General features: G+C 71.3%; 10 protein-coding genes. 5 read left to right on the plus strand and 5 right to left on the minus strand.

Translation table 11 applies throughout. The annotated features are described in order from the left end of the window. Positions 1 to 258: 258 nt before the first annotated feature. Positions 259 to 3561 carry a S8 family serine peptidase gene (locus FNV62_RS19750; RefSeq protein WP_225900302.1) on the plus strand — a complete coding sequence of 1101 codons (3303 nt, stop codon included), beginning with the start codon at positions 259 to 261 and terminating at the stop codon, positions 3559 to 3561. Positions 3562 to 3614: 53 nt separating this feature from the next. Here FNV62_RS19750 and FNV62_RS19755 read toward each other — a convergent pair whose 3' ends face one another. After that, positions 3615 to 4352: a hypothetical protein gene (locus tag FNV62_RS19755; protein ID WP_144315463.1), complete on the minus strand. Its 738-nt coding sequence runs from the start codon at positions 4350 to 4352 to the stop codon at positions 3615 to 3617. 1 nt (position 4353) lies between these two features. Further along, positions 4354 to 4875, minus strand: a complete 522-nt coding sequence (locus FNV62_RS19760; RefSeq protein WP_054231760.1) for a sigma-70 family RNA polymerase sigma factor — start codon at positions 4873 to 4875, stop codon at positions 4354 to 4356. 294 nt (positions 4876 to 5169) lie between these two features. On the opposite strand from FNV62_RS19760, the gene FNV62_RS19765 reads away from it, so the two are divergent. After that, complete coding sequence (locus FNV62_RS19765) at positions 5170 to 6186, plus strand: aspartate-semialdehyde dehydrogenase (protein ID WP_054231761.1); 1017 nt, start codon at positions 5170 to 5172, stop codon at positions 6184 to 6186. Positions 6187 to 6237: 51 nt separating this feature from the next. On the opposite strand, the gene FNV62_RS19770 is transcribed toward FNV62_RS19765, so the two are convergent. Continuing rightward, positions 6238 to 6768, minus strand: a complete 531-nt coding sequence (locus FNV62_RS19770) for a DUF1203 domain-containing protein (RefSeq protein ID WP_225900303.1) — start codon at positions 6766 to 6768, stop codon at positions 6238 to 6240. 111 nt (positions 6769 to 6879) lie between these two features. On the opposite strand from FNV62_RS19770, the gene pepN reads away from it, so the two are divergent. After that, positions 6880 to 9459 carry an aminopeptidase N gene (gene pepN / locus FNV62_RS19775; RefSeq protein WP_144315464.1) on the plus strand — a complete coding sequence of 860 codons (2580 nt, stop codon included), beginning with the start codon at positions 6880 to 6882 and terminating at the stop codon, positions 9457 to 9459. Positions 9460 to 9578: 119 nt separating this feature from the next. Here the strand turns inward: pepN and FNV62_RS19780 are convergent, their stop codons facing one another. Next, positions 9579 to 10853 (minus strand): M14 family zinc carboxypeptidase, encoded by a 1275-nt coding sequence (locus FNV62_RS19780; protein WP_144315465.1) that lies wholly within the window; start codon positions 10851 to 10853, stop codon positions 9579 to 9581. 382 nt (positions 10854 to 11235) lie between these two features. On the opposite strand from FNV62_RS19780, the gene FNV62_RS19785 reads away from it, so the two are divergent. Further along, entirely contained in the window at positions 11236 to 12507 is a 1272-nt protein-coding gene (locus FNV62_RS19785) for a HesA/MoeB/ThiF family protein (RefSeq protein WP_144316497.1), read from the plus strand. Next, positions 12504 to 13664, plus strand: coding sequence for a hypothetical protein (locus FNV62_RS19790; RefSeq protein WP_144315466.1), 1161 nt, complete (start codon positions 12504 to 12506; stop codon positions 13662 to 13664). The genes FNV62_RS19785 and FNV62_RS19790 overlap by 4 nt, the downstream gene beginning before the upstream one ends. Positions 13665 to 13699: 35 nt before the next feature. Here FNV62_RS19790 and FNV62_RS19795 read toward each other — a convergent pair whose 3' ends face one another. Next, on the minus strand, positions 13700 to 14476 hold the full coding sequence (locus FNV62_RS19795) for an SDR family NAD(P)-dependent oxidoreductase (RefSeq protein ID WP_097284748.1): 777 nt from the start codon (positions 14474 to 14476) through the stop codon (positions 13700 to 13702). Positions 14477 to 14564: the final 88 nt, after the last annotated feature.

Genomic DNA, 14564 nt, shown 5'->3' on the forward strand with positions numbered 1-14564 from the left:
GGGAGCGGGTTACGGGCGGCCGGGGATTGGTTGACCTTGATTGTCGATGTCCCGTCATATTGCGCTTTGGCCGTCGTGACGCATGGCGGAAGTACGCCATGGCTCCATCCCGCCCCGGTCAACTCTCCCCAAACAACTGCCCCTTAGGTAAAGCTGAGCGGTCATCCGGGTCCACATACCGGACTGATGTGATCGCGTCCCGTGGGAACGTCGGGACCGGTCACTCCACGCTCGTTCCTTTACCTACAAGGGATGCTGATGACCGATCCTCAGCGCGCACCGATATCGGGCGCGAGACGCGTGGCCCGCATCGCCGTGGCCGCGGGCCTGGTGGCCGCGCTCTCCGCGGCCGGGCCGATACCCATGGCCTTCTCCGCGGACCACGCACCCGCCACGCCCGATCCGGGCACCAAGTCCGCGAGCGCCAAGCTCGGTTCGGACGACGCGGACCTCCTCGCCGAGGCCAAGGCCGACGGCGCCAAGAACGTCACGATGATGATCGCCACCGCTCCCGGGCAGACCGAGCAGGTCGCCCAGGAGATGGACGCGGTCAAGGGCGGCTCCGTCGGCCAGACGTACGACAAGGTCGGTTACGTCCGGGCCACGGTCCCGACCGCCAAGGCCGACGCGGCCATCGCCGCCGCCGCCAAACTGACCTCGGTGCACGGCATCGACCTGCGCCAGGACATCGCGCTCGACGACCCGACGCCGAGCGCCGACACGGCCAAGGGCGCCTCTTCGAAGGCCACGAAGACCTACGCCGCGCCCGACAAGAACACCCCCGCCGAGAACCCGTACAACCCGTCCTTCGAGACGGGCGCCGTCGACTTCGTGAAGAAGAACCCGAAGGCGGACGGCCGGGGCGTCACCATCGGCATCCTCGACTCCGGTGTGGACCTGAGCCACCCGGCGCTGCAGAAGACCACCACCGGCGAGCGCAAGATCGTCGACTGGGTCACCTCGACCGACCCGATCCTCGACAACGACCTGAGCTGGCGCCCCATGGTCAGCGCGGTCTCCGGGCCCACCTTCACCTACGGCGGCCAGACCTGGACGTCCCCGGCGGGCTCGTACGAGATCAGCACGTTCCGGGAGTCCGCGACCGCGGGCGGCGACGCCGCGGGCGACGTGAACCGTGACGGCGACACCACCGACGCGTGGGGCGTCCTGTACGACCCGGCGGCCGGCACCGTCACCGTCGACGTGAACAACAACCACGACTTCAGCGACGACACCGCGATGAAGCCGTACAAGGACGGCTACCAGATCGGTCACTTCGGGACCGACAACCCGGCCACCGACGTCGTCGAGAGCCAGCCGTTCGTCGTGCAGATCCGCAAGGACGTGCCGATGGACCCGTACGGCGGGTCCTGGGTCGGCAAGAAGGCCGACTTCGTCAACATCGGTCTGATCGCGAGCGAGCACGGCACGCACGTCGCCGGCATCACCTCCGCGAACGGCCTGTTCGGCGGCAAGATGAACGGCGCCGCGCCCGGCGCGAAGATCGTCTCGTCGCGCGCCTGCGTGTTCGGCCCGAGCTGCACCAACGTCGCGCTCACCGAGGGCATGATCGACCTCGTCGTCAACCACGGCGTCGACATCGTGAACATGTCCATCGGCGGCCTGCCCGCGCTGAACGACGGCAACAACGCGCGCTCCGAGCTCTACACGCGTCTCATCGACACCTACGGTGTCCAGTTGGTGATCTCCGCGGGCAACTCCGGCCCCGGCGCCAACACCATCGGCGACCCCGGCCTGGCCGACAAGGTCATCTCGGTCGGCGCGTCCATCTCCAAGGACACCTGGGCCGCCAACTACGGCTCCGTCGTGGAGAAGAAGTACGCGATGATGCCGTTCTCCTCGCGCGGTCCGCGTGAGGACGGCGGCTTCACGCCGACGCTGACCGCGCCCGGCGCCGCGATCAACACCACGCAGACCTGGCTGCCGGGCTCCCCGGTCGCCCAGGCCGGCTACTCCCTGCCGGCCGGCTACTCGATGCTCCAGGGCACCTCGATGGCCTCCCCGCAGGCCGCCGGCGCGTCCGCGCTGCTGCTGAGCGCCGCCAAGCAGAGGGGCATCGACCTGACGCCCGCCAAGCTGCGCACGGCCCTCACCTCGACCGCCGACCACATCAAGGGTGTGCAGGCGTACGAGGAGGGCGCGGGCCTCATCAACATCGTGGACGCGTGGAAGTCGATCAAGGACGACGTGACCGCCCACGACTACACCGTCAAGGCCCCCGTCGACACCGCGATCGACTACGCCCTGAAGACCCCGGGCTTCGGCACCGGCCTCTACGACCGCGAGGGCGGCCTCAAGGTCGGCGTGAAGAAGACGTACGACATCACCATCACGCGTACGTCCGGCCCGGACAAGGCGATCCGCCACGAGCTGCACTTCGAGAACAACGCCGGTGACACCTTCCGGATCGTCGGCTCCGACGAGGTCAAGCTCGAACTGAACAAGCCGGTCACCGTCAAGGTCGCCGCGAAGGCCTCCTCGGCCGGCATCAAGAGCGCGATCCTCGAGGTCGACGACCCGCGGACCGAGGGCGTGGACAAGCAGATCCTGACGACGGTCGTGGTCTCCACGCCGCTCAAGTACAGCTACTCCGCGTCGAGTTCGGTGCAGCGCAACAGCACGCGGTCGTACTTCCTGACCGTGCCCGAGGGCGCGAAGGCGCTGGAGGTCGCGATCGGCGGGCTGAAGGACCTGAGCCAGACCCGGTTCATCTCCATCCACCCCTACGGTGTCCCGGTCGAGGACACCGGCACGCCGTACTGCTACAGCAACTACCCGAACACCAACGGCTGCAAGCCCGACGTGCGTGCGTACGCGGACCCGCAGCCCGGTGTCTGGGAGGTCGAGGTCGAGGCGCGCCGTACCTCGCCGCTGCTCGACAACCCGTACAAGCTGGAGGCCACCGTGCTCGGCGCGGCCTTCGACCCGGCCGTGGTGACGGTCCCCGAGGCGAAGGTCGGCACGCCGGTCACCGCCTCCTGGAAGGTGACGAACGGTTTCGCGGCGCTCGACGGCACCCTGAAGGGCGGCCCGCTCGGCTCCTCGAAGACGGCCCGGCCGACCATCGCGGGCGGCGCCACCCAGACCAGCACGGTCGAGGTGCCGGCCGGCGCCGCGTCGCTCGACGTCGCCATCGGCAACGTCTCGGACACGGCCGCCGACCTGGACCTGACGGTGTACGACTCCGCGGGCAAGCAGGTCGCGCAGTCCGCGGACGGCGACTCGGAGGAGGCGGTCTCCATCCCCAACCCCGCCGCCGGGACGTACACCATCGAGGTCGTGGGCTACTCGGTCCCGTCGGGCTCGACCGCGTACGACTACCGTGACGTGTTCTTCTCCTCCGCGCTCGGCTCGGTCAAGGTCGACGAGTCGGCGCCGGTGAAGCTCGCCACGGGCGGTACGGCGACGGTGTCCGGCGAGGTCACCGCGGCCGCGCCGGCCCCCGAGGGACGCGAGTTCTTCGGCCGGGTCCAGCTGGTGAACGCCCGCGGCACGGCCGCCGGCCTCGGCAGCGTGAAGATCGAGAAGGTCACGCCGTAGCAACCGGCTGACATACGAGGGGCGGGCGTCCGGAAACGGGCGCCCGCCCTTCTTCACGGGCACGTGAGGGTGCGGGACGCGGGCAGCGCCTTCACGATCCACGCCCGTTCGTCGGCGATGGCCTTGTCCCCCGTGGTCCAGCCGGTCGGTGTCGCCGGGTCGCCCTGGACGGCGACGAGTACCCGCTCGCCCTCACGCGGCCGGGGAGCCACCTCCTCGTCCAGGACGAGGACGACCTCGGCCCTCCCCTTCTCGGGCTTGTAGTAGCGGTCCACGTGGAGGGTGATCCGGTTCTCCGTGGTGCCGGGGAGAGGCTCGACGTGGGCGACCGTGCCCTCCGCCACGAGCCGGGCGCAGGCCAGATAGCCGGGGGCGCTCAGCGAGGCACCGCCGCCCGCGGTCCCGCTGTCGGCCGCCTTGGCCCCGCTGGAATCCGACGCGCCTGCCCCGTTGTGCGCGAGGATCCAGCCTATGCCGACGACCATCGCGGCCACGGTGGCCGCGACGAGGGTGCCCAGGACCAGGGCTAGGGGACGGCGCCCGCGGTTCCTGGGGGCGCCTTCGGGGCGGCGGGTGCGCTTCCTGGGGGCCCGTACCGGGACCGGCTTCGCTTCCTGCGCACGGTCCGCCAGCGCGTCCCCGATGACCGCCAACTGCTCCCGCAGCAGCGCCACGTCGGCCACCGCCGACCGGTGCTCGGCCAGGAACTCCGGGTCGTCGCCGGCCCCTTCGGGCAGAGCCTCGTCAGTGATCGCGGCCAACAGCGCGTCCACTCCCTCATACTCGGCCACGTCACACCACCTCGTCCTCGTGCAGGCGGGCGCGCAGGGCGCGGACCGCCGAGTGCAGCCTGCTCTTGACCGTGCCCTCCGGGATGCCGAGCTCCTCGGCGATCCCGCGCACGGACAGATCGGCGTAGAAACGCAGGACGAGGACCTGGCGCTGGGCGTCGGGCAGCTCGTCCAAACCCCGCGCCACGGCGAGCGAGAGCACGCTGGAGTCCTCGTCACGGGCGTCCGCGGGCTGCCGCAGCGAGGCCAGCCGCTCGCCGAGCCGCTCCTGGCGCCGCTTGGCCCGGTGCCAGTCCATCGCCAGGTTCGAGGCGACGACCGCCGCCCACGCGGACACGTCACGCGGCGCCTCGTCCCCCTTCGCCGCGCGTTCCAGCAACCGCAGGCGGACCTGCTGCACCCCGTCCGGCAGGTCCGCCTGCGGTACGCCACCGAGCGCGAGCACCGCCCGCACCCGGCGTTCCTGGGCCGCGTCCAGGGGATCGTCCGCCCCCTGGACCCGGCGTGCCTTTCTGCGCAGCACTCCGCCCCTCCCCTCCCGCGTTTCCTCTACGACGCCGGTGCGAGCCAAAACGTTCGGCCGCCCGCGAAGGAGTCGTACGTCACACCGGGCCGGGGCCGGTGAGGACGCCCACGCCGTACGGCTTGCGGTTCCCGGCGGCCGACGGACGGTTTTCTTTCGGATGCCGCAGGAATGCCCAAGGGCGGACGTGTCCCATTCCTCGGGCGGCACGGGCAAAGGATTGGACACGCGGGGACGGGTCAGACGCATGATGGAAGCGCTGGACCACGTAAAACGCACGCTAAGGGAGTCGCCGTGAGGGTCGGAATCGTCGGAGCCACCGGTCAGGTCGGCACAGTCATGCGCAGGATCCTCGTCGAGCGGAAGTTCCCGGTCGAGGAGCTGCGGCTGTTCGCCTCCGCGCGTTCGGCCGGAACCGTGCTCGACGGTGTGACGGTGGAGGACGCGGCGACGGCGGACTACTCCGGCCTGGACATCGTGCTGTTCTCCGCGGGCGGCGCGACCTCCAAGGCACTGGCCGAGAAGGTCGCCGCGCAGGGCGCGGTCGTGATCGACAACTCCTCGGCGTGGCGCAAGGACCCGCAGGTGCCCCTGGTGGTCTCCGAGGTGAACCCGCACGCGATCGCCGACCGCCCCAAGGGCATCATCGCCAACCCGAACTGCACGACGATGGCCGCGATGCCGGTCCTGAAGCCGCTGCACGAGGAGGCGGGGCTCGAGGCGCTGGTCGTCGCGACGTACCAGGCGGTGTCCGGTTCCGGCCTCGCGGGCGTGGCCGAGCTGCACGGCCAGGTACTGAAGGTCGCCGCGGACGCCGACAAGCTGACCCACGACGGCGGCGCGGTCGACTTCCCCGAGCCGGGGGTCTACAAGCGCCCCATCGCCTTCAACGTGCTCCCGCTCGCGGGGTCGCTCGTCGACGACGGTCTGCACGAGACGGACGAGGAGCAGAAGCTCCGCAACGAGTCCCGCAAGATCCTGGAGATCCCCGCCCTCAAGGTCTCCGGCACCTGTGTCCGCGTCCCGGTGTTCAGCGGCCACTCCCTCCAGGTGAACGCCCGCTTCGCGCGTCCGCTGAGCGTGGAGCGCGCGACCGAGTTGCTGGCCGGCGCCCCGGGCGTCACCCTCTCCGAGATCCCGAACCCGCTCGAGGCCGCCGGCAAGGACGCGTCCTACGTGGGCCGCATCCGCGCCGACGAGACGGCCGAGCACGGCCTCGCCCTCTTCGTCTCCAACGACAACCTCCGCAAGGGCGCCGCACTGAACGCGGTCCAGATCGCGGAGCTGGTGGCGGCGGAGCTCAAGGGCTGACGCCCGCGCCACATGCCCCGGGGGCGGTCACCGCACGGTGACCGCCCCTTCTCACGCCCGCCGCACCTCGTAGAGGAAGCACCCGTACTCCACGGCCCGTACGTGGACGAGCGCCACCTCCGGGTCGGCGAAGGCCTCGTCGAAGGCGTCGTCGAAGGCCTCGGGGTTCTCGACCAGACGGCCGCCCAGGATGTGGCCCTCGGCGGAGTAGCGGCGGACCGTGCGGTGAGCGCCCGGGAAGGGGTGGCCGCGCAGGTCGGGGCCCGGGCAGTCGTCGGCGTGGATGAAGACCGGGCCCTGTTCGTCGTACGCGCCCGGGTCGACGCCCGTCCCGGCGGCCCAGCGGCGCAGCGGCGCGTAGGAGACGAGGGCGATCCGCTCCCCCGGTTCACTGCGCCGCAGACAGCAGCGCAGCGGCGCGCCGCCCTCCTCGTCCGCGAAGGGAACCATCGGACGGTCCGCATCGTCAGCTGTGCGGAGATCCTTCAGGACCGCCGGGTCGATGGGACGTGCCGTGTACGTCGTCGCGTATGTCGTCGCGTATGTCGTCATGTCCGTCGTCGCGTCCGTCGTGTGCGTCATGTATTCAGGCTCGCGCCCGCGCGTGCCGGGCACCGGCGGGAAACGGACATCGCATCCGTGCAGGTCCCATGGAAGGATGGCGCAACCGTCACATAACGAGGAGATGACCGCGTGCCTGGCACAAACCTGACCCGCGAAGAGGCGCAGCAGCGCGCGAAGCTGCTCACCGTTGACTCGTACGAGATCGATCTCGACCTCTCGGGCGCGCAGGAGGGCGGCACCTACCGGTCCGTTACCACGGTGCGCTTCGACGTCGAGGAGAGCGGCTCGGAGACCTTCATCGACCTGGTGGCTCCCGCCGTTCACGAGGTGACCCTGAACGGGGACCCCCTCGACCCGGCCGAGGTCTTCACCGACTCGCGGATCGCGCTTCCCGGGCTCCTGGAGGGCCGCAACGTCCTGCGTGTCGTGGCCGACTGCGCGTACACCAACACCGGTGAGGGCCTGCACCGCTTCGTCGACCCCGTCGACCAGCAGGCCTACCTCTACACCCAGTTCGAGGTCCCGGACGCGCGCCGGGTGTTCGCGTCCTTCGAGCAGCCCGACCTGAAGGCCACCTTCCAGTTCACCGTGAAGGCGCCGACGGGCTGGACCGTGATCTCCAACTCCCCGACGCCCGAGCCCAAGGACGACACCTGGGTCTTCGAGCCGACGCCGCGGATCTCCACGTACATCACCGCGCTGATCGTCGGGCCGTACCACTCCGTGCACAGCGTGTACGAGAAGGACGGACAGAGCGTGCCTCTCGGCATCTACTGTCGGCCCTCGCTCGCCGAGTTCCTCGACTCGGACGCGATCTTCGAGGTCACCCGGCAGGGCTTCGAGTGGTTCCAGGAGAAGTTCGACTACGCGTACCCGTTCAAGAAGTACGACCAGCTCTTCGTGCCGGAGTTCAACGCCGGCGCGATGGAGAACGCGGGCGCGGTGACGATCCGCGACCAGTACGTGTTCCGGTCCAAGGTGACCGACGCCGCGTACGAGGTGCGGGCCGCCACGATCCTGCACGAGCTGGCCCACATGTGGTTCGGCGACCTGGTCACCATGGAGTGGTGGAACGACCTGTGGCTGAACGAGTCGTTCGCCACCTACGCCGAGGCGGCCTGCCAGGCCTACGCCCCCCAGTCGCGCTGGCCGCACTCCTGGACGACCTTCGCCAACTCCATGAAGACGTGGGCGTACCGGCAGGACCAGCTGCCCTCCACCCACCCGATCATGGCCGAGATCAACGACCTGGACGACGTCCTCGTCAACTTCGACGGCATCACTTACGCGAAGGGGGCGAGCGTCTTGAAGCAGCTCGTCGCCTACGTCGGCATGGACGAGTTCTTCAAGGGCGTGCAGGCGTACTTCAAGCGGCACGCCTACGGCAACACGCGCCTCAGCGATCTGCTGGGCGCCCTGGAGGAGACCTCCGGGCGTGACCTGAAGACCTGGTCGGAGAAGTGGCTCCAGACCGCCGGCATCAACATCCTGCGGCCTGAGCTCGAGACGGACGCGAACGGGGTCATCACCTCCTTCGCGATCCGTCAGGAGGCTCCGGCGCTCCCGGAGGGTGCCAAGGGTGAGCCGACCCTGCGTCCGCACCGCATCGCGATCGGCCTCTACAACCTCGACGACGACAGCGGCAGGCTGGTGCGCGACCAGCGCGTCGAGCTGGACGTCGACGGCGAGCTGACGGCCGTACCGGAGCTGGTCGGCAAGCGCCGCCCGGCGGTCTTCCTGCTCAACGACGACGACCTGTCGTACGCCAAGGTCCGCCTCGACGAGGACTCGCTCGCCTTCGTCACCGAGCACCTCGGCGACTTCGAGTCGTCCCTGCCCCGTGCCCTGTGCTGGGCCTCGGCCTGGGACATGACCCGCGACGGTGAGCTCGCCACCCGCGACTACCTGTCCCTGGTCCTGTCGGGCATCGGCAAGGAGTCCGACATCGGTGTCGTGCAGTCGCTGCAGCGCCAGGTGAAGCTGGCGATCGAGCTGTACGCCGACCCGACGGCCCGCGAGGCGCTGCTGACCCGCTGGACGGACGCGACGCTCGCGCACCTGCGCGCCGCCGAGCCCGGCAGCGACCACCAGCTCGCCTGGGCGCGTGCCTTCTCGGCGACCGCCCGTACGCCGGAGCAGCTGGACCTCCTGGAGGGCCTGCTGGAGGACCGGGAGAGCATCGAGGGCCTCGCCGTCGACACCGAGCTGCGCTGGGCGTTCGTCCAGCGGCTCGCGGCGGTCGGGCGCTACGACGAGGCGGAGATCGGCGCCGAGGCGGAGCGCGACAAGACGGCGGCCGGTGAGCGGCACGCGGAGACGGCCCGGGCCTCGCGTCCCACCGAGGAGGCGAAGGCGGAGGCCTGGGCCGCGGTGGTCGAGTCCGACAAGCTCCCGAACGCCGTGCAGGAAGCGGTGATCGGCGGCTTCGCCCAGACCGACCAGCGCGAGCTGCTCGCCCCGTACACGGACAAGTACTTCTCCGTGGTGAAGGACATCTGGGACGCCCGTTCGCACGAGATCGCCCAGCAGATCGTGGTCGGTCTCTACCCGTCCGTCCAGGTCTCCGAGGAGACCCTCGCCAAGACGGACGCGTGGCTGGCCGCGGCCGAGCCCACCCCGGCCCTGCGGCGCCTGATCTCGGAGTCCCGCTCCGGGATCGAGCGCGCGCTGAAGGCCCAGGCGGCGGACGCGGCGGCGGCTTCCGCGTAGTCGGTCGTACGTGAATGGGGGCTCCCGGCGTCGTGCCGGGAGCCCCCTTTCGCATGAGCGCGCGCGTGGGCGTGTGTGAGTGCGTGTGGGCGTGTGTGGGCGTGTGTGGGCGCCCGGGGTCACACCAGGGCGCGGGCGAGTGCGAGCATCGTGCGGATCTGGAGCTCGGTCTGGTCGGTCACGGGGACCCAGCGGGCGTCGAAGGTACTGGCCAGCTCACGTGCCCAGGCCTCCACGAGGGTGTCCAGCGCGGGGGCGCCGCCCAGGGCCTGCCGCATCATGGCCGCCGCGCGCAGCGGGATGCGCCGGGCGGCGACGCCGAGCGAGACGGCGTTGCCCACGGTGGTGGCGAGTTCGGCGGAGTTCCAGGTGTCCACGACTCCGGGGCCGATGTCCATGAGCTCACGGGCGGCGGTGAAGTGGGCGATCTCCTCGGGGGTCTCAGGTGCCCTGGGCCCCAGCTCCCCCACCACCGCCTCCAGTTGTTTGGCCCGGCCGAGCAGGATCTCGCTCGCCTCCGCGACCTCGCGCCGGGGCTCGGCGACGGGCCGAGGATCGCTGACGCCGGCCACGCTCCAGAAGGGCGCCTCGACGACCGCCGACACGGTTCCGTGCCGCATCGCGTACAGCCAGGTCGCCTGTGAGGTGAAGCCGGACGGGTCCCGTTCCTCGGTGGGGCCGCTGTCCGGCAGGACGAGCACGCCCGGGCTCTCGGCCAGCCATCCCATGCCGTCGAACGGCCGGTGTTCCAGGGGGATGCCGAGGTCCGCCGCGATCCGACGGTAGGCGGCCGCCGCCCCCGGCACCGCGCGAGTCAACTGCAGAAAGGATCCGCCCACTTCGACGCCGTGGAGCGAGAACTGCACGACCGGGCGCAGTTCGTCGATGAGCCGCACCAGCGCCTCGGACTCCGGCATCACCGGACGCGGGTCACTGGTGACGGGCGGAAACTCGGGCTGCGCGGCGAAGGCGGGCCGGTAGAAGCGCCGGTAGTAACCCCGGAGGGTCGGCGAGGCCTCGGCCGCCGCCCGACCCTCGCCGGGCAGCCCCTCGCCAGGCAGCCCGGTCAGCCATCGCCCGGCGAGGCTCGCGCCGTCGGGGTCGAGGCAGAGCAGGAAGTTCCAGGTGCAGCCGGACTCCTGGAGCAGCGCGGGCTCCCGCGCGAACCTCTCGGCCAGGGAGAGCGAGGTGACCCCGCCCACCGGTTCGTTGGCGTGCGCGCCGGCGACCGTGAGGATGTGCCGGGGGCCGTGTCCGGCGGACAGCAGCCACAGCGGCCGGCCGGCACGCGAGGTCCCGACGGCACGCAACCGCAGTGCACCGGGCCGTGCCGCCACCGTCGCGCGAGCGCGTCGCAGCAGCTCACCGAGGGTGGGATACGGGGTTCCCCGCATGCCGGGCTCCGGTCAGGTGCCGTTCGCGTTGCTGTCCCCGGTGGTCTCCTTCTTGTCCAGCGGACGGATCACGATCTTGGCGGCCATGTGGCCCCCTCTCTGTGTGGGCTCTGCGGTGGCCGAGTTCCTGTCCGGCGAAACGGATCAGCCGCCGTTGCCTCCGCTGCTGTCGCCCGTGGTCTCCTTCTTGTCCAACGGGCGGATCACAATCTTGGTGGGCACCCCAACTCCTCTCGTCAGTAGGGACGTTGAGCGTTGCGGGCGCGATCGCCGACCGCGTCTTGTCAAGGCTCGACTCGGGGGACCAGAGTGTCAAGGCATGTACCTGTAACGGGAAGGGGTCCTGGTGACGGTGCCGGTCGACACGCTCCGCAGGCCCCGGATCAAGCCCGAGCACCGGCCGTACCGCACGATCGACGGCAACGTCCGCATCGGCAGCGTCATCCACGGCATCGGCGCCGAGATCGAGGACCCGCAGGGCTGGGTCTGGACGCTGGTCGAGGCGATGGACGGAACGCGGGAGCCGTCGGCGGTGGTCGGCGAGGTGCTGAGGGCGCATCCCGAACTTCCCGACCTCACGTCCGAGGACGCCCGGCAGGCGATGGCGGACCTGCTCGACGCCGGGTTCGTGGAGGACGCGGCGGCGCCCGTGCCGGTGTCCGAGCGGGAACGGCTGCGCTACAGCCGGGGGGTGCCGCTGCTGCGCTGGATGGACCTCGGCCCCCGGACGAGTCCCTGGGACGCCCAGCTCCGGCTGCGCCGGGCCCGGGTGCTGCTGGTCGGCGTCGGCGGCACGGGCGGGTACGCCGCGCAGGGCCTGGTCGCCTCCGGGGTCGGCCGTCTGCACTGCGTGGACCCGGACGTGGTGGAGCTGTCCAACCTCAACCGCCAGCCCCTCTTCCGCGAGTCCGACCTCGGCCGCCCGAAGGTGACGGCCGCGCTCGCCACCCTGCGGGCGCTGAACTCGGACGTGACGGTGACCGGGGAACGCCGGGAGATACGACACCCGGCGGAACTGGCGAGGCTGATACGGACCGGGGCACCCGAAGCCCCGAGCGAACCGAAACGGGCCGGGACGCCCCAAGCCCCGAGCGAACCGACACACGCCGGGACGCCCGAAGTCCCGTACTCGTCGCGGAGCTCGTACGACCTTCTCGTCCTCGCCGCCGACCGTCCCGACGACATCCGCCGCTGGGCGAACCGTGTCTGTCTGGCCGCGGACCTGCCCTGGGTCGACGCCGGCTACCGCGGCCCCCTGGTGACGGCCGGGGTCCACGTACCCGGCCGGGGTGCCTGCTGGGAGTGTCTGCGGGCCGGTGAGGTGGCCCGCCGCGAGCTGCGCCTGGCGCCCGGCCAGGACGACGGGGTCGCCTCCCCGCACCTGCCGTGGAACCCCGCGACCGCGGTCACCGCGGGCCTGTCCGGCGGACTGCTCGCCCACGCGGCCCTGGCCCTGCTGACCGGCGTCCCGGCGCTCGACCCCGGCTTCCGTTTCGGGATGAACCTGATGCTGCCGGGCGACCCGGTGCTGCAGAGATTCCCGCGGCGAACCGACTGCCCGGCGTGCGGCGACAGACCCGACGACGGAGCCACCGGCGCGGGCGGAGCGACCGGACCGGGCGGAGCGACCGGACCGGCTGGGGAGCGCGCGTGAACCACGTGCGCCTGCACGCCCTCGACTCCCGCCCCGACGGCGACGAGTGGATCGTCGGCCGGCTGGCGACGGGCCGGTTCGTCGCGCTGCCCGAGGTCGGCAAGCAGGCGCTGGACCTGCTCGGGCAGGGGCTGAGCACCACCGAGGTCGAGGAGCGGCTGCGGGAGACCACCGGCGACGACATCGACGTACCCGACTTCGTCGAGGCGCTGGTGGACCTCGGGTTCGTCGCCGAGGTGGACGGACGGGAAGTGGCCTCGCCGCCCCCGCCGAAGCCGACGCTCGCCCGGATCGGTCCCCGCCATGTGCGCTGGGTCCTCAGCCCGGCCCTGCCCGTCCTCATCGCCCTGCTGATCACCACCACCCTGCTCACCCGCCCACCCGTTCCCCTCGGCTACCGCACCCTCCTCTGGAGCCCGCACGGCAGCGCGGTGATCGCGCTCGGCGCGGGCTTCGGCTGGACGCTCCTGCTGCTCCACGAGTGCGCGCACCTGATGACCGCCCGGGCGACCGGCGTGCCCGGCCGGATGCGTCTCGGCACGCGCCTGCAGTTCCTGGTCATGCAGACGGACATCAGCGGCATCGAACTCGCTCCGCGCCGCCATCGGTTGACCGCCTACCTCGCCGGGATCGCCACCAACCTCACCGTCGCCTCCCTGGCCGCCCTCGCCGCGGGCGCCACGCACGGCACCCCCCGCCGGATCCTGGCCGCCGTCGCCCTGCTCGCCCTGCTCCCCCTCCCCTTCCAGCTCATGGTCTTCATGCGTACGGACCTGTACTTCGTGCTCCAGGACGTGACGCGCTGCCGTGATCTGTACGGGGACGGGGTGGCGTACACGAAATACGCGGCACGGCGGGCGCTGCGCCGTACCACCGCCCCGGACCCCAGCCTCGAACTCCCCGCCCACGAACGGCGGGCGGTGCGCGCGTACAGCGTGGTGCTCGTCGTCGGCACCACGCTGTGTCTCGTGTTCCTCGCGACCGTCACCCTGCCCGCGGACATCACGCTGTTCGCCCGCGCGGTGGCGCACCTGGGCCCCGGCCACTCCCCCGCCGTGCGCCTCGACGCGACGGCCGTCGTGGTCGCGCTCGGCGGGGTGCATGTGGTGTGGGCCCGCACGTGGTGGCGCGACCGCCGCGGCCGTCGGTCCTCGTAGCCGGTCCTCCCAGCCGGTCGTCCCAACCGGTCGTCCTAGCCCGGGAACATCCCGCCGGTGACGTTGACGAACGTGCCGGTGATGCCGCCCGCGTGGTCGGAGGCGAGGAAGGCGGCGGTCGCGGCGATCTCGGGGAGGGTGGGATTGCGGCGGGTCATGCGCATTCCGGCCAGGTTCGCGAGCAGGCCCTGGAGGGCGTTCTCGTCGAGGGCCATGGCGCTGTCGACCGCGGCGAGCTTCTCGCGGGTCAGCGTCTCGGGCACGCCGGCCGCCCACAGACCCACGGCCCGCACCCCGCGCGGACCCAGTTCCATCGCCAGGTTGCGCACCAGCGTGTCGATCGCCGCGTCGGCCGGGCCCGTTCCGCCCATCATCGGACTGCCGTGCGCCGAACCGCTGTTGAGCGTGAGGACCACGCCGGAGCCCCGCTCGGCCATACGGCGGGCGGCGGCGCGGGCGGTGACGACGTTGGCGCGGATACCGGTGACGACCGGACGTACGAAGTCGTCGACGGACATGTCGAGCAGCGAGGCACCCTGCACATCACCCCGGGTGACGAGGTTGAAGGAGATGTCGACGGCGTCCAGCGACGCGATGTGCGCCTCGACCGCCGCCTCGTCGAGCGCGTCGACGACCGCCGTCCCGGCGTGGCCGCCCTCCGCCTCGATGTCCTTGGCCACCGCGTCGAGCGTCGCCGCCGTACGCCCCACGAGGTGCACGTGGGCACCCTCGCGGGCGAAGGTACGGGCGACGGCGCCGCCGATGGATCCGCCGGCGCCGTAGATGACCGCGGTCTTGTCGGTGAGCAGCATGGTGAACCTCCGTGAGGTGGGTTGTCGGAACGGCCCGTATGAATCGGCCGGACCAGTCGGCCGTACGAGTCGGTCATGCAGACGTTCG

Origin of the sequence: Streptomyces sp. RLB3-17 (assembly GCF_007113425.2) — a bacterium.
Lineage (GTDB): Bacteria > Actinomycetota > Actinomycetes > Streptomycetales > Streptomycetaceae > Streptomyces > Streptomyces mirabilis_D.